Below are 19018 nucleotides of genomic sequence, written 5' to 3'. Positions count from 1 at the left end.
AATCTTAAGAAAATTCTATCGCGGCGCTGTCGACGCGCCGCATGTTGCGAACCCTACGGGTTCGCTCTGCCATCGGTGTCCGGCTCATCGCCTCGTTCCCTCCGGCAGGCCCCGCGCGCTTGGGCACGCGCGTTCTCAGCGCTAGCCCCGAGATCCGGGTCTCTCGTTCCGGCGATTGCCGGGATGTTCGATCGGGCCGCGCGGCGGGCAACAAAAAACCCTCCGGAGCGGCAGGCTCGGGAGGGTCCAGAAGTGGACTGTCGATCTTGCGGTCAGGCAAGTTCGCTCCCATGAGCCGGGCATGCGAGGTCGAACAGCTTTGGGCTATTCGGCATGCGGACAATTCTTTCGTAGCGGTTCAGCATCGCTCGGTTCATGGTGTCTGTCGCAAACGGAAGTGCTTGCGAGGGCGCGGGACATACGCCCGCAACTTGCGGATGTCAAGCGACGCGCGCGGTGAAATTGAAAATGACGGACGCATGACGTGCCGAACTATCTCGGCCTCGACGGATTTCGCTTCGGCTGGGTCGCAGCCTGGATCGACGAGCGCGGCGATCATGGCTTCGATTATTCGCCGGGCCTGACGCGCCTGCTCGCGCTGCCGCATGCGCGTGCGATGATCGACATGCCGATCGGATTGAATCCGAGCGGCTATCGCGCTTGCGATCTGCGCGCCCGCGAACTGATTGGTTCAGCGGTGTTTCTCGGTGCGCGCCGCGACCTCTGGACATTCCCCGACATGGCCGCGGCCAATCGCCACTATTGGACGCACGAGGGCAAGGGCAGAGGCGTGTCGGCGCAGCTCTGGAATATCCGGGACAAGATCAGGGAGGTCGACGACATCATGACGCCGGCGCGGCAGGCAACGATCGGCGAAGCGCATCCGGAATTGATCTTCTGGAATCTGGCGGGGCGAGTGCGGCTTGAACCGAAGACCTCGCCGCGGGGCCGCCAGCAGCGCAATGCGCTGCTGGAAGACCGCGGCTTCACCAAGATCGAGAGATGGCTGACGCTTCGTCACAGCACCGGCATCGGCCGTGACGATCTCATCGACGCCTGTGGCTGTGCGGTCGCAGCGCGCGACAGCACGCAGCGTGTCGGCGGCGAGGAGATCGATCCGCGCGGACTGCGGATGGAGATCAACTATTGAATCGCTCAATTCTGCCGATCGCCTGCACCGGCAAGATGGCCATGACCGCGATGGTCCGGCTTCGAGTACTCATCCCCGTCGTCCAGTCTTGCCGCTCTCGCTTCATACGCCTCGGCCATCGCGCGCAGCCGTCCTGCGGCTTCGCGGTGGGCGAGATCGTCCGCGACGCGGCGACAGCGTTGGGCGTGGTCGAGCAAGGCGCGCTTTTCGATGTTCATCCCGTTACAACGCGCCAAGTGCTCGATGGTCTCTGAATTAAGGTTCTGGCGGGGTCGGGAAAAACCGGCAAAATATTCATGCAAGTTGGGAACACGGCCCCGTGAGCGGGCGTTTAGGCAAAAGGAGTTGAGGGACAAAGGCTATGTACGACGTCTGTCAATGGGCGACCGCGACGCTCGCGGTTGTCTTCACGGCCGCGCTGCTGATCACCGGTCAATGGTTCATCCAGTACCGATTGCAGCACGAAACCATCACCCCGGTCGTCAAGATCGCAACGCTGACGCCTCCAGCCGCCTCAAGGCCCTTGTGGTCCAACGTCCTTCCACGCAATCTTTCTGACTGATTGTCCAGTCGATGTGTCGGCCTTGCGTCGTTCGCCGGCCCGCCTAGATTAGGCGGCATCTCACGAACGCAGCCGGAGTGCCGATGTCTGATCTGTCCGCCTTTCCCATCACCAAGCGCTGGCCGGCCAAGCATCCCGAGCTGCTCCAGCTCTATTCCCTGCCGACGCCGAACGGCGTGAAGGTCTCGATCATGCTGGAGGAGACCGGACTTCCCTACGAAGTCCATCTCGTCGATTTCGGCAAGGACGACCAGAAGACGGCCGAATTCCTCTCGCTCAATCCGAACGGCAAGATCCCGGCGATCCTGGACCCCAACGGTCCCGGCGGCAGGCCGCTGCCGCTGTTCGAGTCAGGAGCAATCCTGCAATACCTCGCGGAGAAAACCGGCAAGCTGCTGCCGCAGGACGCGGCGCGCCGCTACCAGACGCTTCAATGGCTGCATTTCCAGATGGGCGGCGTCGGGCCGATGTTCGGCCAGGTCGGCTTCTTCCACAAATTCGCCGGCAAGGACTTTGAGGACAAGCGGCCGCGCGACCGCTACGTCGCCGAAGCCAGGCGCCTGCTCGGCGTCATGGACACGCATCTTTCCGGCCGGCAATGGTTCATGGATGACGACTACACCATCGCCGACATCTCGATGCTCGGCTGGGTGCGCAATCTCATCGGCTTCTACGGCGCCGGCGATCTCGTCGAATTCACCCAGTTCAAATCGGTCGGAGCCTGGCTCGAGCGTGGCCTTGCGCGTCCGGCGGTGCAGCACGGGCTGAACATTCCGCAGCGGCCGTAAGGCTAGCTCAGCGCCTTGTAAGTCATGTAGAGCGCCATCAGCGAGACGAGGGCGATCATGGCCTGGCGGAGCGCCGATCGGCTGACGCCGTTGGCCATGCGTGCGCCGAGGTCGGTCCCACCCCAGAGGCCGGCGAGAATGCCGATGATGGCCGGCCAGCCGACCATCAGCCCCTTGCTCCAGTAGATCCAGGCTGCCGGGAGGTTGGTCGGGATCACCGAGAAGACGAGGCTGACGAGCTGCGCCTGATGCTGTGGCACGCGAAATCCGGCGGCGAGGCCGACGGTGATCGCAAGACCGCCGCCGATGCCCATGAAGCCGGAGGAAAAGCCCGCAAGCGTGCCGATCAGGAGCAGGGGCAGCCAGTGAAGGTGATCGCGCTCGCCGGCTTCAAGGTGGCTGTCCTTGCGGTCGCGGCGCAGGATCAACAGGGCGACCAGCGCGACGAGATACACGACATAGGTCCATTGCAGGACGGAATCGGAGACCGCGGTCGCGGCATAACCGCCGCCGGCGCCACCGATCAGAAACCCGAGGCCGATCCAGACGATCCACCGCAAGGGGCTGCGATTGCCGCTCTGCCAATAACGGCGGATGCCGGCAAGACCGGTCGGCGGAAGTTGGGTGATCAGCGAGGTGCCCTGGGCGACGTGTTGCTCGGCCCCGAGCAGCAGCACGGAGAAGATCACGAGGCCGCCGCCCGGGCTCGTCCCCGTGAAGCCCGATGCCAGCCCGGCGACCAGACCGACACCACCACCGGCGAGGATGTCGTGAAGCCAGGACATCGCTTACGTCCGGGCTCGCCGCCTGACGTCAGGCTTCGTCGTGCACAGGCCGTCGATCACGCCGGCCACGGCCGCCATGCAGGCTTCGACGTCAAATGCATCGCCCCAAGATTTTTGCAGCACAAACCCCTGGAAGATTGCGATCAGGACGCGCGCGATCGCGTCGGCGCCGAGGTCGCGCCGGATGAGACCGTCATGCTGGCCGCGCTCGACCAGCGCCACGATCAGCGCGCGCGGCATGTCGATGCCTTCGACGACGCTGCTGCGGACGCGGCGGTTGCGCAGGGCTTCGGCCCAGCCGTGGATGCCGACGCGGCGGCGGGCTTCGCCGGCAGGATCGGCCAGCCATTGCGCGTAGACGCGGATCAGCGCGTGAAGTCCTTCGATCGGGTCGCCGGATCCCTGCGCGACCGAATTGAGCACGGCTTCACGGCGATGCCGGTCGTCGGCAAGCGCCTCGATCAGATCGTCCTTGCTCTGGAAGTAGAGATAGACCGCGCCATGGCTCAATCCGGACCGCTTCACGATGTCGGCCATGCCGGTCTGGTGAAAACCGTTGTCCGAGAAGCAGGCGAGGGCCGCTTCGAGAATCTGCTGCCGCCGGCTTTCGCGTTGCTTGTCGCTGATCTTGGGCATTCAGCCGCCTCAAATAACTGACAGGTTGATCGTTTTCCAAAGGATTGCGCTTTAGCGCAAAGTCGGCCGGACTAAATAAAAAACGATCAGTCAGTCATTTTAATCTTGAAAGCGGATAGGGTCAAGCCCGGCCGGCCGAAGGCGGAAAACAGAAGGATTCTCTGCGACTGCGCCGGCGGACGCGGCGCCGCGGCACCGGATCGCGGCTAGAACAGCCGTCCGCCGTTCGGTACCGGCTGGCTGGGCTGGACCAGCACGACCTTGCCGTTGGCATCGGGGAAGCCCAGCGTCAGCACCTCCGAGATGACAGGTCCGATCTGGCGCGGCGGGAAATTGACGACGGCCGCGACCTGTTGTCCCACCAAGGTCTCGAGCGGATGGTTTTCGGTGATCTGGGCCGAGCTCTTGCGCACGCCGATCGTGGGCCCGAAGTCGATCCACAGCCGAAACGCCGGCTTGCGCGCCTCTGGGAACGGTTTTGCGTCGACGATGGTGCCGACGCGGATATCGACGGCGAGGAAGCTGTTGAAGTCGATGATCGCCGTGGCGGCGGCTGCAGGATCGTGGGTGACGTGCATGGGATGTCCGTTCGGTAGCATCGTTCGCAATATTGTCGCGCGAAGCGGAGTTTCGTACAACGCCACGTCCATCACGATCCGTCATGCGCGAGGAACGTCTTGCCCAACATCATTTACGGCATCAAGAACTGCGACACCATGAAGAAGGCGCGCGCCTGGCTCGACACTCATGGCGTGCCTTACGCGTTTCACGACTACAAGTCGGCGGGCGTGGAGAAGGACAAGCTCGAGCAATGGAGCGACAAGGTCGGCTGGGAGACGCTGCTCAATCGCGCTGGGACGACGTTCAAGAAGCTGCCCGAGTCCGACAAGGAAAGCCTCACCGAGAAGAAGGCGCTGGCGCTGATGCTAGCGCAACCATCGATGATCAAGCGGCCGGTGCTGGAGATCGGCGACAAGCTGCTGGTCGGCTTCAAGCCGGATATCTATGCCAAGGAAGTCGGCGGAAAGCGCTGAGCGCTAGTTCAGCTCGATGATCTCGTTGGGGATGCCGGGACCCGGCTGGTCGGCGAACTCGACCACGTCGGCCGTCGCGATGCGGCCAGGCGCGCGATGGAAAAGCTCGTGATCGATCACGGCGCGCAGTTTCGGCCGCGGCAGTGCGTCGTTTCCGCGCATCAGATTCTTGATCTCGAAGCCGCCGTCCTCGCAGAAGGTCTTGACCGATGCGATGACGTGACAGACCTTGCCGTCGGACTGGAAAGGCAGCAGCAGCCGCTCATAAGCAACGATGCGTCCGTAGATGTCGTCGACGTCAGCAACGCTGTAGACCGGCAGCCCACGCGCGACGCATTCGTAATAGATCGGCATCACGAAAGGCGCGATTTTAGGCCCGAGATACTCGTCGAGCGGAACGCCTTTGCCGGTATGTCCATAGGCGCGCGAGATGCGCGTGTTTTCGCTCTGGATGGTGAGGCGCGGCGCCGGCGCCGAACTGTCCACCGTATAATAGATGAGATCGGACAGCTCTTCCTCGAGCCGCGCAGGCTGATACTCCGAGATCGCCGGCGCGATCTGCTCGCGCGCATAAAGTCGCAGCCACGTGTTCAGGAGATCACGCTGCCTGATCGACTTGACGACGGACGGAGCGGCGCTTGCGAAATCCAAGACAATATTCCCGGAGCGTCAAAACCCGCGCATCATAACCCTTGCGGGAAAATTTTTGATGAAGGCTGGCGCGCGGAACGAAAGACCGTTAACGACGGCTTGACGACCGGTGCCTTGCGAACCGGGAGGCCGGGCAGGCGCGACGTCACTCGCCTCCGACTAAGGGAGCATTTGTATCCCAGCCGGAGACCTGATCTGCTCAGCTTTCCACCTTGCCTAACCCCCGTCACCTCCGGCATATTCCGCGCCCGGAGACGGTGTTCCGGATAGGCTCCAAGGAGTGGCTCCAAGGATAGGCAACAAGGCCTCCGGAAAGCCGAAGCAACAAGGATAGCCACGCGCGGCGCGCGGGCAGGGGGAAATCTGTTTGGCCGATGAGTTCATTCTCGAAACGGAAGGCTTGACCAAGGAGTTCGCGGGCTTCTTCGCCGTCCGCGACGTTGCGCTCAAGGTTCGCCGTGGCAGCATTCATGCGTTGATCGGTCCGAACGGGGCCGGCAAGACGACCTGCTTCAATCTTCTGACCAAGTTCCTCAAACCGTCCGCCGGAAAAATCCTGTACAAGGGACAGGACATCACCGCGATGGCGCCGGCCGACGTGGCCCGCCTGGGGCTTGTTCGCTCGTTCCAGATTTCGGCGGTATTTCCGCATCTCACCGCGCTGGAGAACGTCCGTGTCGCGCTTCAGCGCCAGCACGGCTCTTCGTTCGATTTCTGGCGCTCCAAGTCGGTTCTCAACCAGTTCAACGATCGCGCGCGCGAACTGCTCAACGATGTCGGCCTCAACGAATTCGCCAACACGCCCGCCGTCGAGATGCCCTATGGACGCAAGCGTGCACTGGAGATCGCAACTACGCTCGCGCTCGACCCGGAGATGATGCTGCTGGACGAGCCGATGGCCGGCATGGGCCACGAGGACATCGACAAGATCGCGGCGCTGATCAAGCGCATCTCCGCGAAATATACCATCCTGATGGTCGAGCATAATCTGAGCGTCGTGGCCAACCTCTCCGACATCATCACCGTGCTGACGCGCGGGCAGGTGCTCGCGCAAGGTCATTACAGCGAGCTCACCAAGGACGAGCGCGTCAAGGAAGCTTATCTGGGAGCCGGTCATGCCTGACACTGCGATCGCCGAGGCTCCGGCCAAGTCTGCGACCGGGACTGCGACCGGCGGAAACGTCCTTCAAATCCGCAACCTCGAAGCCTGGTACGGCGAGTCCCACATCCTGCACGGGATCAACTTCGACGTGAACGCGGGCGAGGTCGTCACCCTGCTCGGGCGTAACGGCGCCGGCAAGACGACCACGCTGAAGTCGATCATGGGCATCATCGGCAAGCGGACCGGCTCGGTGAAGTTCAACAACCAGGAGATCATCCGCGCGACCTCCGACAAGATCGCGCGCATGGGCATCGCCTTCTGTCCGGAAGAGCGCGGCATATTCTCCAGTCTCGACGTGCGCGAGAATCTGATGCTGCCGCCGGTGGTCCGTGCAGGCGGATTGCCGCTCGAGCAGATCTTCGAACTGTTCCCGAACCTGAAGGAACGGCTCTACAGCCAGGGCACCAAGCTGTCCGGGGGCGAGCAGCAGATGCTCGCGATCGCGCGCATCCTGCGCACCGGCGCGAGTTTCCTGATGCTGGACGAGCCGACCGAGGGCCTCGCGCCCGTCATCATTCAGCAGATCGGCCACACCATTGCGCGGCTCAAGAAGGAGGGCTTCACGATCCTCCTGGTCGAGCAGAATTTCCGCTTCGCGTCGACCGTCGCCGACCGCTATTACGTGGTCGAGCATGGCAAGATCATTGACGGATTTTCCAATGCCGAGCTGGCCGCCAACATGGACAAGCTCCACACCTATCTTGGTGTCTAGTACTGCCAACGAGAAAAATTCAAAAAGGAAAGTTGCATGAAGACCAGGTCGATTGCGTCATTGCTGCTGACCACCGCGCTGACATTCGCCGCAGTAGGCGTCGCCTCTGCGCAGGACAAGACCGTCAAGATCGGCGCATTGTCCGATCAGTCCGGGCTCTATGCCGACCTCGGCGGTCCCGGCTCGACGCTCGCGGCGCAGATGGCCGTCGAGGATTCCGGCCTCGCTGCGAAGGGCTGGAAGATCGACATCATCTCCGGTGATCACCAGAACAAGCCCGACATCGGCACCGCGATCGCGCGGCAATGGTTCGACGTCGACAAGGTCGACATCATCGTCGACGTGCCGAATTCCGGCGTGGCGCTCGCCGTCAACAACGTCATCAAGGAAAAGAACGGCGTCTATATCAACTCAGGTGCGGCGACGTCCGACCTCAGCAACGCGCAGTGCTCGCCCAACACCGTGCACTGGACTTACGACACCTACATGCTGGCCCACACCACCGGGCAGGCGCTGGTCAAGGCGGGGGGCGACAGCTGGTTCTTCCTGACCGCCGACTACGCCTTCGGTGCTGCGCTCGAGCGCGACACCACGGCGGTCGTCACCGCCAACGGCGGCAAGGTGGTCGGCGGCGTCAAGCATCCCTTGAACACGCCGGACTTCTCGTCCTTCCTGCTGCAGGCGCAGTCGTCCAAGGCCAAGATCATCGGACTTGCCAATGCCGGCGGCGACACCACCAACACCATCAAGCAGGCGGCCGAGTTCGGCATCGGCAAGGGTGGCCAGAAGCTCGCGGCGCTCCTGCTCTTCCTCACCGACATCAAGGCGATCGGCCTGGAGACGGCGCAGGGCCTCAACTTCACCGAGACGTTCTACTGGGACATGAACGACCAGACCCGGGCGTTCTCGAAGCGCTTCGCCGCAAAGATGAAGAACAACGCGCCGCCCACCATGGTGCAGGCCGGCGTCTATGCGGGCGTGCGCCACTATCTCAAGGCGCTCGAAGCGCTCGGCGGAAATCCCCACGACGGCGTCAAGATCGTCGAGAAGATGAAGTCGATGCCGACGGAGGACGATCTGTTCGGCAAGGGTGAGATCCAGCCCAACGGCCGCACTATCCACAATGCCTATCTGTTCGAAGTGAAGAAGCCCTCGGAGTCCAAGGGGCCGTGGGACTTCTACAAGCTGGTCGGCACGGTGCCGGGCGACCAGGCTTTCACGCCGCTGTCCGAGAGCAAGTGCGCGCTGCTCAAGAAGTAAGATGACCGCCCGCAGGCCTTGAAGGCTTGCGGGCGACTTTCAAGGGAACGCCGAAGGACCGGGTGCGGGATCGATGCAGGCTCTATACGCTCAGCTACTGGTGGGACTGATCAACGGCTCGTTCTACGCGCTGCTCAGTCTCGGGCTTGCCGTGATCTTCGGCATGCTCAACATCATCAATTTCGCCCATGGCGCGCTCTACATGATGGGCGCCTTCGTCGCCTATTTCCTGCTCAACCTCGGCGGCATCAACTATTGGTGGGCGCTGTTGCTGGCCCCCATCATCGTCGGCATCTTCGGCATGATCCTGGAACGGACCATGCTGCAATGGCTTACCGGGCTCGACCATCTCTACGGCCTGCTGCTGACCTTCGGCATCGCGCTGATCGTGCAGGGCGTGTTCCAGAACTACTTTGGATCGTCGGGCCTGCCTTACGCCATTCCGGATCAGCTCAAGGGCGGCATGAATCTCGGCTTCATGTTCCTGCCGATCTATCGCGGCTGGGTGGTCGTGTTCTCGCTGGTGGTCTGCATCGCGACCTGGTTCTTGATCGAGAAGACGCGGCTCGGCGCCTATTTGCGCGCCGCCACCGAGAATCCGACGCTGGTCCGCGCCTTCGGCGTCAACGTGCCGCGCATGATCACGCTCACTTACGGCCTCGGCGTCGGTCTCGCCGCGCTGGCCGGCGTTCTTTCGGCGCCGATCAACCAGGTGCGGCCGCTGATGGGCGCCGACCTCATCATCGTCGTGTTCGCGGTGGTGGTGATCGGCGGCATGGGATCGATCATGGGCTCCATCATCACCGGCTTCGCGCTCGGGGTGATCGAGGGGCTGACCAAATATTTCTACCCTGAGGCCTCCAACACCGTCGTGTTCGTGCTGATGGTGCTGGTGCTCCTGGTGAAGCCAACGGGATTGACGGGAAGGGCGGCCTGATATGACAACCCTGACGGACGACACGCTGCAGGCAACCCCGCGCGCGATGCGCGACGAGATGATTGTTTTCGTGGTGATGGCGCTGCTGCTGGCATCGGTGCCATTCACGGGCGTCTACCCGTTCTTCGTGATGCAGGCGCTGTGCTTTGCGTTGCTCGCCTGCGCCTTCAACCTCTTGATCGGCTACGGCGGCCTGCTGTCGTTCGGCCACGCGATGTTCATGGGGACCGCCGGCTATTGCAGCGCGCATGCGCTGAAGGTGTGGGCGCTGCCGCCCGAGCTCGGCATCCTCGTCGGCATCGCCGCGGCTTTCGTGCTCTCGCTCATCACGGGCTTCATCTCGATCCGCCGCCAGGGCATCTACTTCTCGATGATCACGCTGGCGCTGTCGCAGCTCTTGTACTTCATCTACCTCCAGGCCCCCTTCACCCACGGCGAGGACGGCATCCAGGGCATCCCGCAGGGGCGCATGTTCGGTATCTTCGATCTGTCCAAGCCGACGGTGCTGTATTACGTCGTGCTGGTCGGGTTCCTCGCCGGCTTCCTCCTGATCTTCCGCATTATCAACTCGCCGTTCGGCGAGGTCCTGAAGGCGATCCGCGAGAACGAGCCGCGGGCGATCTCGCTCGGCTACCGGACCGACCAGTACAAGTTCCTGGCCTTCGTGCTGTCAGGCACGCTGGCCGGTTTTGCCGGTGCGCTGAAGGTATTCGTGGCGCAGAACGCCTCGCTCACCGACGTCCATTGGACGATGTCCGGTGAGGTCGTGCTGATGACGCTGGTCGGCGGCCTCGGCACTATCTTCGGCCCCGTGGTCGGCGCCTTCGTGATCATTGCCATGCAGCAATATCTGGCGGGTTTCGGCCAATGGGTGACGGTGATCCAGGGCTCGATCTTCGTGATCTGCGTGCTCACCTTCCGCCGCGGCGTGATCGGTGAAATCGCGCATTACTTCCGGCGATCGCTCTAAGCCATTGATTTAAAGTCAATTTACTTGTCGCGTGAAAGCGGTGGATGATCCGGCTCCGCGGGCGTGAGATGACACGCGCGCGGATCGAAAATGGTCTATGACAGTTTCATGACGGCCCCTCGGGCCGGGCCATTTCCAACCGGTAGCCTATCCCCATGATGCGATGGTTTCGCGCTTTCCTGCCCAAGGAAGAACGGTTCTTCGACCTGTTCGACCGACATGCCCAGACGGTGATCCAGGGTTCGATCGCGCTCCAGGGCATGCTCAACGGGGGCGAGGAAACGCCGGTCTACTGCCAGCGCGTCAACCAGTTCGAGAACGACGCCGACAACATCACCCGCGAGGTGCTGACGGCGGTGCGCCGCACCTTCATCACCCCGTTCGACCGGGGTGACATCAAGAACCTCATTACCTCGCTGGACGACGCCATCGACCAGATGCAGCAGACCGCCAAGGCCGTGATGCTGTTCGAGGTCCGCAGCTTCGAGCCGCCGATGCGTGAGATCGGCGGACTTCTGATCGAATGCGCCAATCTGGTCGGCCGTGCGCTGCCGCTGATGCAATCGATCGGCCCGAACGTGGCGATGCTGACCGCGATCACGGAAGAGCTGGGCAAGCTGGAAGGCCGTGTCGACGATCTCCACGACATCGGGCTGAAGGAGCTGTTTCTCAAGCATCGCGACGGCAATGCGATGGACTTCATCGTCGGCGTCGAGATCTATGATCATTTGGAGAAGGTGGCCGACCGTTTCGACGACGTTGCGAACGAGATCAACAGCATCGTCATCGAGCAAGTGTAAGGCAGGATTGCTGTGGACGCCGCGTTGGGTCTTCCCATCCTGGTCGGCTTGATCGCCGTCGCGCTGCTGTTCGACTTCCTGAACGGCCTGCACGATGCCGCCAATTCGATCGCGACCATCGTCTCGACCCGCGTGTTGCGGCCGCAATTCGCGGTGTTCTGGGCCGCGTTCTTCAATTTCGTCGCCTTCATGGTGTTCGGGCTGCACGTCGCCCAGACCATCGGCACGGGCATCATCGATCCCGCGATCGTCGACGCCCAGGTGATCTTCGCGGCACTGGTCGGCGCCATCGTCTGGAACCTCGTGACCTGGGCGCTCGGCATCCCATCCTCGTCGTCGCATGCGCTGATCGGCGGGTTATTCGGTGCGGGCGTGGCCAAAGCCGGGATCTCCGCGGCGGTCTGGAGCGGATTGTCCAAGACGGTCATTGCGATCGTGCTGTCTCCGCTCGTCGGCTTCGTGCTTGCGATGGTGCTGGTTGCAATCGTGTCCTGGGCGTCGGTGCGCTCGACGCCATTCGCAGTCGATCGCGCCTTCCGCATCCTGCAATTCGCCTCGGCCTCGCTCTATTCGCTCGGCCATGGCGGCAACGACGCGCAGAAGACCATGGGCATCATCGCCGTGCTGCTCTATTCGCAGGGCCATCTCGGCGGCGAATTCTTTGTTCCCTTCTGGGTGGTGCTGTCGTGCCAGGCGGCGATGGCGATGGGCACCTTGATGGGCGGCTGGCGCATCGTCCGCACAATGGGCCTGCGCATTACCAAACTGACGCCGATGCAGGGCTTTTGCGCCGAGACGGGGGGGGCCGCGACCCTGTTCATGGCGACCTTCCTCGGGGTTCCCGTCTCGACCACCCACACCATCACCGGCGCGATCGTCGGCGTCGGCGCCGCCCGCCGCCTCTCGGCGGTGCGCTGGAACGTCGCCAGCTCGATCGTCTATGCCTGGGTCATCACGATGCCGGCGTCTGCCATCGTCGCGGCGCTGACCTGGTGGGCGGTCAAGATCTTCGTCAAGTAACGAGCTTCAGCCCGACGATCCCGGCGACGATCAGGCCGATGCTGGCAAGACGCAGGGCCGTGGCCGGCTCGCCGAACAGGATGATGCCGAGGGTCGCGGTGCCGACCGCACCGATCCCGGTCCATACCGCATAGGCGGTTCCGACGGGCAGCGATTTGAGGGCGAGGCCGAGCAGGATGACGCTGCCGGCCATGGCCGCGAGCGTGACGACGGACGGAACTAGCTTGCTGAAGCCTTCCGTGTATTTCAGGCCGATCGCCCAGGTAATCTCGAGAAGTCCGGCGACGAACAGGATGCTCCAGGCCATGACGACCCTCCGTTCAAGGCAGGGTCGTCCCCGCGGGCTGATGTGTTGATGAGCGGGAAGGTCGTCCTTCCCCAGGATTGATCGTCAAGCCGATATGGGGCTGGCCGAAGGGCTCCGCAATCGCCAATTGAGGCTTGATCAGGCCCATTTTCCCTGTCAAACGCTGCCGCCATGTCCGACATCGCCATCACCTCCGCCGAATCGCCGGCCCGTTCACCGCTTGCCGCTGAAGTGGCGCGGCGGCGGACCTTTGCGATCATCTCCCATCCTGACGCCGGCAAGACCACGCTGACCGAGAAGCTGCTGCTGTTCGGAGGCGCGATCAACCTCGCAGGCCAGGTCAAGGCCAAGGGCGAGCGGCGCAATACGCGCTCGGACTGGATGAAGATCGAGCGCGAGCGCGGCATCTCCGTCGTGACCTCGGTCATGACCTTCGAGTTCGAGGGCCTCGTCTTCAACCTGCTGGACACGCCGGGCCACGAGGACTTTTCGGAAGACACCTATCGCACGTTGACCGCGGTCGATTCCGCCGTGATGGTGATCGACGCCGCCAAGGGCATCGAGGCGCGCACCCGGAAACTATTCGAGGTGTGTCGCCTGCGCGACATCCCGATCATCACCTTCATCAACAAGATGGACCGCGAGAGCCGCGACGTCTTCGAGCTGCTCGACGAGATCGAGAAGACCCTGGCGCTCGACACCACGCCGATGACCTGGCCGGTCGGACGCGGCCGTGACTTCCTCGGCACCTACGACGTCGTCAATGGCGGCGTGCGCCTGCTTGAAGGCGGCGGCGCCAAGACCGGCGCGGCGCAGCAGATCGAGATCGAGGAACTCGCCAAGCTCAACGCCAATCTCGACGTCTCCGCCGTGAAGGACGAGCTCGAGCTCGTCACCGAGGCCTCGAAGCCGTTCGAGCTGGAAGCGTTCCGCGAGGGCCATCTGACGCCGGTCTATTTCGGCAGCGCGCTGCGCAATTTCGGCGTCGGCGATCTCCTGGAAGGCCTCGGCAAGTTCGCGCCCGAGCCGCGCGCGCAGGACAGCGATCAGCGCAAGGTCGAGGCCACCGATCCCCGCATGAGCGCCTTTGTGTTCAAGATCCAGGCCAACATGGATCCAAACCACCGCGACCGCATCGCGTTTGCGCGCCTCTGCTCGGGCAAGCTCAGCCGCGGCATGAAGGCGAAGCTGGTGCGCACCGGCAAGAGCATGCCACTGTCGAGCCCGCAATTCTTCTTCGCGCAGGACCGCTCGGTCGCGGATGAAGCCTTCGCCGGCGACGTCGTCGGCATTCCCAATCACGGCACGCTACGCATCGGCGACACGCTGACCGAGGGCGAGGATTTCAATTTTGTGGGCGTGCCGAGCTTCGCGCCGGAAATCGTCCGCCGCGTGCGGCTCACCGACGCGATGAAGGCGAAGAAGCTGAAGGAAGCGCTGCAGCAGATGTCGGAAGAGGGCGTGGTGCAGGTGTTCCGGCCGCGCGACGGTGCGCCGGCGCTGGTCGGCGTCGTCGGCGCGCTGCAGCTCGACGTGCTGAAGGCGCGGCTGGAAGCTGAATATTCCTTGCCGGTCGAGTTCGAGGTCAGCGAGTTCCAGCTGGCGCGCTGGGTCTCCTCGGACGACCGCAAGAAGCTCGACACCTTCATCGCCGCCAACACCTCCAGCATCGCCGACGACGTCGACGGCGATCCCGTGTACCTTGCCCGGAACGAGTTCTATCTCGGCTACACCAAGGAGCGCGCCGAGGGCATCGAGTTCACCAACGTCAAGGACGTGAAGAAGAAGGGGTAGGGCGGGCGGACTTTTGCGCGCGAGTCTGTGATTGCGCGCCGGCTTGACGCGTTCATGGACAATGCCATTTTTGCTCGTGGCCTTGCGAGTTCACACCATGTGGCGCGGCATTCTCGTTCTTCTCCCGCTGTCGGTCTCGACCGCCGCCGCCGACGCGCGGCCCCGACAGATCAATCCGATCCCGTTCGCGCATGAGCCGTGCAGCGTGCTCGACAACAGGCCCTGCACGCCGTCCTATTGCAGCCCGCTCGAGCCCGGCCCCTGCATTCCCGAGATCGACTACCCCTATGGCCAGAACCTCCAGCTCACCATCCAGAGCGTTCCATCGGAGGCCGATCGCGCCAAATATCAGAAGCCCGATCACGATCTCGACACGATCGGCGACCTCTTTGCCGAGCTGCGCAGCTGCTGGTCGCCGCCGCCGACGGACAATGCGCGCGCGGGCATGCAGATGGCGGTGCGTTTCAGCTTCAACAAGGCGGGCGGCCTGATCGGCCCGCCGCGCCTCACATATGCGACTGCGGGCGTGCCAGCAGAGACGCGAACCACCTATCTCAACGCGATCAATTCATCGCTGAATGCCTGCCTGCCGCTGAAACTCACGGGCGGTCTCGGCGGCGCGCTGGCCGGCCGGCCGATCGCGATCCGTTATGTCGACAATCGCGAGCTCGGCAAGTAGCGCATCAGTTGCGACCCGCATCCAATCGATGATACCTCAGACGCTGGGGCGTTGGCTAAAGGGGAGGATGTCGTGGGTCTGCTGGTCATGATCCTGGGGCTGGTGCTGTTCTTCGCCACCCATGTTTTCACCACGAAACGTGAGGCGCGCGCGCAGGCGATCGCCAGGCTGGGCGAGGGGACCTACAAGATCCTCTACACCGTCGTCTCGCTCGCGGGGCTCGCGCTGATCATCTGGGGTTTTGCCCATTACCGCAGCTCCGGCTGGATCGACGTCTGGTATCCGCCGAAGGCGATGAAGCACATCACGGTCGCCTTGATGCTGCCCGCGGTCATTATGGTGGTCGCCTCGTACTTGCGCGGTCGCATCTATGCCGCGCTGAAGCACCCGATGCTGGCCGGCGTCAAGCTGTGGGCCGCGGCGCATCTGTTGGCCAACGGCGATCTCGGCTCCATCATTCTGTTCGGCTCGTTCCTGGGCTGGGCGGTCTATGACCGCATCTCGCTGAAGCGTCGCACCGATGCCGGCGGGCCGCCGATTCCGGTCGGCGGTGTCACCAACGATCTGATCGCCGTCGCGGTCGGCGTCGTCGCCTATCTGGCGCTGGCGTTCGCGTTCCATCCGGTCGTGATCGGCGTGCCGGTCGTGGGGGTCTGACACAGCGGATCAGCGCAAGATCCTTTCGCGCAGCCGTGCGCGGAAGGTGACAAAGCAACAAGCCGAGGGCGTTCGATGGACTGGTCGCAATCTCAGATCCCGCCGATGCGGCTCGAGACGCGGTTTGGCGATCGGGTGGTGCCTTCCTTTTGCGACCGGCCGGCAGACCTGTGGGCGATGATCGCGGACGCCTGCGCTCGTTATCCGGATGGCGAGGCACTGATCGCAGGCAATGTCCGGCTGAGCTGGCGGCAGGCGGTGGAGCAGGCGACCCGGATCGCCGCGGGCTTGCGCAAGCTCGGCCTGCAGCGCGGCGACCGTGTCGCGATCCTGCTCGGCAACCGTATCGAATTTCCGCTGCTGCTGTTTGCCGCCGCGCATGAGGGGCTGGTGACGGTGCTGCTCAGCACGCGTCAGCAGAAGCCGGAGATCGCCTATGTGCTCGCCGATTGCGGCGCCAAGATCCTGATCCACGAGGGCTCGCTCGCCGAGCGGCTGCCCGAGGCGCAGGATGTGCCTGATCTGATCCATCGCATCGCCATGGACGACGATCCGGCCCGATCGCGCTTCGCGGCGCTCGCCGACAGCGCGCCGGCCTCGGCACCGGTCGAGGTGAGCGAAGAGGACACCGCGATGATCCTCTACACCTCGGGCACCACGGGCAAGCCGAAGGGCGCGATGCTGGCCCATTGCAACATCGTGCATTCCTCGATGGTGTTCGTGTCCTGCCTGCAATTGACGGAGGCGGATCGCTCGATCGCGGCGGTGCCGCTCGGCCATGTCACCGGAATCGTCGCCAACATCACGACCATGATCCGCTGTGGCGGCGCGCTGATCATCATGCCCGAATTCAAGGCCGCCGATTACCTCAAGCTCGCTGCCCGCGAGCGCGTCACCTACACGGTGATGGTGCCGGCGATGTATAATCTCTGCCTGCTCCAGCCCGATTTCGATGCTTACGATCTGTCGAGCTGGCGCATCGGCGGCTTTGGCGGGGCGCCGATGCCGGTCGCGACTATCGAGAAGCTCAAGGCGAAAATTCCGGGCCTCAAGCTGATGAATTGCTACGGCGCGACCGAGACGACGTCACCTTCGACGATCATGCCGGGCGAGCTGACCGAGAGCCATATCGACAGCGTCGGCCTGCCTTGCCCGGGCGCGCGCATCGTGGCGATGGGCTCGGATGGGCGCGAGCTGCCCCGCGGCGAGATCGGTGAGCTCTGGATCCAGAGCGCCTCTGTCATCAAGGGCTATTGGAACAACCCGAAGGCCACCGCCGAAAGCTTCACGAGCGGATTTTGGCACTCGGGCGATCTCGGCTCGGTCGATGCGGAGGGATTTGTCCGCGTGTTCGACCGGCAGAAGGACATGATCAACCGCGGCGGCCTGAAGATCTATTCGGCCGAGGTCGAATCCGTGCTGGCCGGCCATCCCGCCGTGGTCGAGAGCGCGATCATCGCCAAGGCGTGCCCGGTGCTGGGCGAGCGCGTCCACGCCGTGGTGGTGACGCGAGAGCCGGTCACCCATGAGGTCCTGCGGACCTGGTGCGCCGAGCGGCTGTCTGACTACAAGGTTCCCGAGACCCTGGCGATCACAGCCGATCCCTTGCCACGCAATGCCAACGGCAAGGTGCTGAAACGGCAGTTGCGCGAGCTCCTGGGAGCCTGAGTCGGGCAGGCCATCCGGGCTCTCCCGGGTGGTTAACGCCTTGATCGGGCTCGCTTTGCCTTGCCAGCGCCATATCGTTAGGGTACCTCGCCGCCACGTGGGGGACGGGATTCCTGACGCGGACGCTTCGGCGCGCGCACCCGGACGGGCATGGGATTAGCATAAGTGTCTGAATTATTTGACGAAGTCGACGAGGAAGTACGTCGCGAACAGCTCAAAAAGCTGTGGGATAAATATTCGATCTACTTCATCGCCCTGATGGTGCTGATCGTCGCGGGCGTCGCCGGCTGGCGTGGTTACCAATATCTCGAGACCAAGAAGGCCGCCGAGGCCGGCGCTGCCTTCGAGAAGGCCGTCGAGCTGTCGGAGCAGGACAAGCACGCCGACGCGGAGAAGGCCTTCACAGAACTCGCCGCCAAGGCGCCGTCGGGCTATCGCACCCTGGCGCGGCTGCGCGCCGCGGCCGAGGCTGCCGCGCGCGATCCCAAGGCCGCCGCGAAGATGTATGACGACCTTGCTGCCGACCGCAGCGTGGGCGGTGAGTGGCAGGATCTGGCGAAGATCCGCGCCGCCGGCCTCGTGCTCGATAGCGCCAGCTATGCCGACATGCAGCAGCGCCTGGAGTCCTCCGCTGCGCCCAAATCGACAGCGACCTTCCGCCATAGTGCTCGCGAGATGCTGGCGTTGTCGGCCTGGCGCAACAACGACATGACCGCGGCCCGCAAATGGCTCGAGGCGATCGCTGAGGACGGCGAGACGCCGCCCGGGCTGCGCTCGCGCGCCGAGGCGCTCCAGGCCCTGCTGCCGCCCGTCGCCAAAAGCTGACCAAGAGCTGACTGACGGGCCCTCTGACGTAAACGAGACACACGATGCGCCGTATGCCACGCTTGATCGCAGCCGCCGTCCTGATCGCCTTCACGGGCGTCCTGGGCGGCTGCTCCAGCTTCGATCCAAGCGACATGCTCGACTTCCTCGACACCAAGAAGAAGCTGCCGGGCGACCGCAAGCCGGTCTTCCCGGAAGGCGTGCCGGGCCTCGAACAGGGCGTGCCGAAGGAGCTGTACAAGGGCGCGCAGCAGCAGCCCGATCCGAACGCGCCCGCCGTCGCGGCCTTGCCCGCGGAGCCGCCGCCCGAGCCGGCCAAGCCGGCGAAGGGCGCCAAGTCTAAGAAGACGAGGCAGCCGGCCGCCGCAGCGGTGGCGCCGGCTGAGGCGCCTGCCGGCGAGGTTGACGGCGAGGCCCAGCCGGAGGCCGCGCCGCCCACGGCCGCCCCGCCGCCCAAGCACAAGATCGTCCGCAAGCGCACCACCGCACCACCGCCGGACCAGCCGGTCCAGCAGGCGCAACCGACCCAGACCACGCAGCAGCAATCGCAGGGAGCTTTCCCGGCGCCGCTGCCGAGCGGCAGCTTCTCGCGCTGATCATTCATTTCATTGACACGCGCAG

23 protein-coding genes are annotated in these 19018 nt (G+C 63.8%); 17 read left to right on the top strand and 6 right to left on the bottom strand.

Annotated elements, in window-relative coordinates; translation table 11 throughout:
• Positions 1 to 484: 484 nt before the first annotated feature.
• Entirely contained in the window at positions 485 to 1150 is a 666-nt protein-coding gene (locus AC0WRY_RS20045) for a DUF429 domain-containing protein (protein ID WP_194402515.1), read from the top strand.
• 5 nt (positions 1151 to 1155) lie between these two features.
• On the opposite strand, the gene AC0WRY_RS20040 is transcribed toward AC0WRY_RS20045, so the two are convergent.
• A complete protein-coding gene (locus tag AC0WRY_RS20040; protein ID WP_194402514.1) occupies positions 1156 to 1368 on the bottom strand; it encodes a hypothetical protein in 213 nt (70 codons plus the stop codon).
• 143 nt (positions 1369 to 1511) lie between these two features.
• Here AC0WRY_RS20040 and AC0WRY_RS20035 point away from each other — a divergent pair, with 143 nt between their 5' ends.
• Together AC0WRY_RS20035 and AC0WRY_RS20030 are read left to right on the top strand one after the other, a co-directional pair.
• A complete protein-coding gene (locus AC0WRY_RS20035) occupies positions 1512 to 1712 on the top strand; it encodes a hypothetical protein (protein WP_194408505.1) in 201 nt (66 codons plus the stop codon).
• Positions 1713 to 1795: 83 nt separating this feature from the next.
• The gene (locus AC0WRY_RS20030; RefSeq protein WP_194402513.1) at positions 1796 to 2500 is read left to right on the top strand and encodes a glutathione S-transferase family protein; all 705 of its coding nucleotides are present in this window, start codon (positions 1796 to 1798) and stop codon (positions 2498 to 2500) included.
• A 2-nt stretch (positions 2501 to 2502) separates the two neighbouring features.
• Here AC0WRY_RS20030 and AC0WRY_RS20025 read toward each other — a convergent pair whose 3' ends face one another.
• The 3 genes from AC0WRY_RS20025 to AC0WRY_RS20015 form a co-directional block, all read right to left on the bottom strand.
• On the bottom strand, positions 2503 to 3285 hold the full coding sequence (locus AC0WRY_RS20025) for a sulfite exporter TauE/SafE family protein (RefSeq protein ID WP_194402512.1): 783 nt from the start codon (positions 3283 to 3285) through the stop codon (positions 2503 to 2505).
• A 3-nt stretch (positions 3286 to 3288) separates the two neighbouring features.
• On the bottom strand, positions 3289 to 3921 hold the full coding sequence (locus AC0WRY_RS20020) for a TetR/AcrR family transcriptional regulator (protein ID WP_194402511.1): 633 nt from the start codon (positions 3919 to 3921) through the stop codon (positions 3289 to 3291).
• Between the two features lie 206 nt (positions 3922 to 4127).
• Positions 4128 to 4499 carry a tRNA-binding protein gene (locus AC0WRY_RS20015; protein WP_194402510.1) on the bottom strand — a complete coding sequence of 124 codons (372 nt, stop codon included), beginning with the start codon at positions 4497 to 4499 and terminating at the stop codon, positions 4128 to 4130.
• 99 nt (positions 4500 to 4598) lie between these two features.
• On the opposite strand from AC0WRY_RS20015, the gene AC0WRY_RS20010 reads away from it, so the two are divergent.
• Positions 4599 to 4955 (top strand): ArsC family reductase, encoded by a 357-nt coding sequence (locus AC0WRY_RS20010; protein ID WP_194402509.1) that lies wholly within the window; start codon positions 4599 to 4601, stop codon positions 4953 to 4955.
• 3 nt (positions 4956 to 4958) lie between these two features.
• On the opposite strand, the gene AC0WRY_RS20005 is transcribed toward AC0WRY_RS20010, so the two are convergent.
• Positions 4959 to 5606 carry a PAS domain-containing protein gene (locus AC0WRY_RS20005; protein ID WP_194402508.1) on the bottom strand — a complete coding sequence of 216 codons (648 nt, stop codon included), beginning with the start codon at positions 5604 to 5606 and terminating at the stop codon, positions 4959 to 4961.
• A gap of 367 nt (positions 5607 to 5973) precedes the next feature.
• Here AC0WRY_RS20005 and AC0WRY_RS20000 point away from each other — a divergent pair, with 367 nt between their 5' ends.
• The 7 genes from AC0WRY_RS20000 to AC0WRY_RS19970 all read left to right on the top strand — a co-directional run bounded on the left by AC0WRY_RS20000 (position 5974) and on the right by AC0WRY_RS19970 (position 12467).
• Positions 5974 to 6729, top strand: coding sequence for an ABC transporter ATP-binding protein (locus tag AC0WRY_RS20000; protein ID WP_194402507.1), 756 nt, complete (start codon positions 5974 to 5976; stop codon positions 6727 to 6729).
• Positions 6722 to 7480 (top strand): ABC transporter ATP-binding protein, encoded by a 759-nt coding sequence (locus AC0WRY_RS19995; RefSeq protein WP_194402506.1) that lies wholly within the window; start codon positions 6722 to 6724, stop codon positions 7478 to 7480. The genes AC0WRY_RS20000 and AC0WRY_RS19995 overlap by 8 nt, the downstream gene beginning before the upstream one ends.
• A 36-nt stretch (positions 7481 to 7516) precedes the next feature.
• Positions 7517 to 8740 (top strand): ABC transporter substrate-binding protein, encoded by a 1224-nt coding sequence (locus AC0WRY_RS19990; protein ID WP_194402505.1) that lies wholly within the window; start codon positions 7517 to 7519, stop codon positions 8738 to 8740.
• 73 nt (positions 8741 to 8813) lie between these two features.
• Complete coding sequence (locus AC0WRY_RS19985) at positions 8814 to 9677, top strand: branched-chain amino acid ABC transporter permease (protein WP_194402504.1); 864 nt, start codon at positions 8814 to 8816, stop codon at positions 9675 to 9677.
• A gap of 1 nt (position 9678) precedes the next feature.
• Positions 9679 to 10647 (top strand): branched-chain amino acid ABC transporter permease, encoded by a 969-nt coding sequence (locus AC0WRY_RS19980; RefSeq protein ID WP_194402503.1) that lies wholly within the window; start codon positions 9679 to 9681, stop codon positions 10645 to 10647.
• Between the two features lie 155 nt (positions 10648 to 10802).
• Complete coding sequence (locus AC0WRY_RS19975; protein WP_128917587.1) at positions 10803 to 11447, top strand: DUF47 domain-containing protein; 645 nt, start codon at positions 10803 to 10805, stop codon at positions 11445 to 11447.
• A 12-nt stretch (positions 11448 to 11459) separates the two neighbouring features.
• Positions 11460 to 12467: an inorganic phosphate transporter gene (locus AC0WRY_RS19970; protein WP_194402502.1), complete on the top strand. Its 1008-nt coding sequence runs from the start codon at positions 11460 to 11462 to the stop codon at positions 12465 to 12467.
• On the opposite strand, the gene sugE is transcribed toward AC0WRY_RS19970, so the two are convergent.
• Positions 12460 to 12774, bottom strand: a complete 315-nt coding sequence (gene sugE, locus AC0WRY_RS19965; RefSeq protein WP_194402501.1) for a quaternary ammonium compound efflux SMR transporter SugE — start codon at positions 12772 to 12774, stop codon at positions 12460 to 12462. The genes AC0WRY_RS19970 and sugE overlap by 8 nt on opposite strands.
• A gap of 171 nt (positions 12775 to 12945) precedes the next feature.
• Here sugE and AC0WRY_RS19960 point away from each other — a divergent pair, with 171 nt between their 5' ends.
• From AC0WRY_RS19960 to AC0WRY_RS19935, 6 genes are all read left to right on the top strand, one after another.
• Complete coding sequence (locus AC0WRY_RS19960) at positions 12946 to 14568, top strand: peptide chain release factor 3 (protein WP_194402500.1); 1623 nt, start codon at positions 12946 to 12948, stop codon at positions 14566 to 14568.
• A gap of 97 nt (positions 14569 to 14665) precedes the next feature.
• Complete coding sequence (locus AC0WRY_RS19955) at positions 14666 to 15247, top strand: UCP034077 family protein (protein WP_194402499.1); 582 nt, start codon at positions 14666 to 14668, stop codon at positions 15245 to 15247.
• 72 nt (positions 15248 to 15319) lie between these two features.
• Positions 15320 to 15904 carry an NnrU family protein gene (locus AC0WRY_RS19950; protein WP_491120598.1) on the top strand — a complete coding sequence of 195 codons (585 nt, stop codon included), beginning with the start codon at positions 15320 to 15322 and terminating at the stop codon, positions 15902 to 15904.
• A 75-nt stretch (positions 15905 to 15979) separates the two neighbouring features.
• A complete protein-coding gene (locus tag AC0WRY_RS19945; RefSeq protein WP_491120596.1) occupies positions 15980 to 17572 on the top strand; it encodes a class I adenylate-forming enzyme family protein in 1593 nt (530 codons plus the stop codon).
• Positions 17573 to 17737: 165 nt separating this feature from the next.
• Complete coding sequence (locus AC0WRY_RS19940; protein WP_194402496.1) at positions 17738 to 18397, top strand: tetratricopeptide repeat protein; 660 nt, start codon at positions 17738 to 17740, stop codon at positions 18395 to 18397.
• Positions 18398 to 18441: 44 nt separating this feature from the next.
• Positions 18442 to 18993, top strand: a complete 552-nt coding sequence (locus AC0WRY_RS19935; RefSeq protein WP_491120594.1) for a hypothetical protein — start codon at positions 18442 to 18444, stop codon at positions 18991 to 18993.
• Positions 18994 to 19018 lie beyond the last annotated feature (25 nt).

It is taken from the genome of Bradyrhizobium sp. T-12 (assembly GCF_058314695.1).
This window is presented reverse-complemented; position numbering and strand designations above follow the sequence as displayed.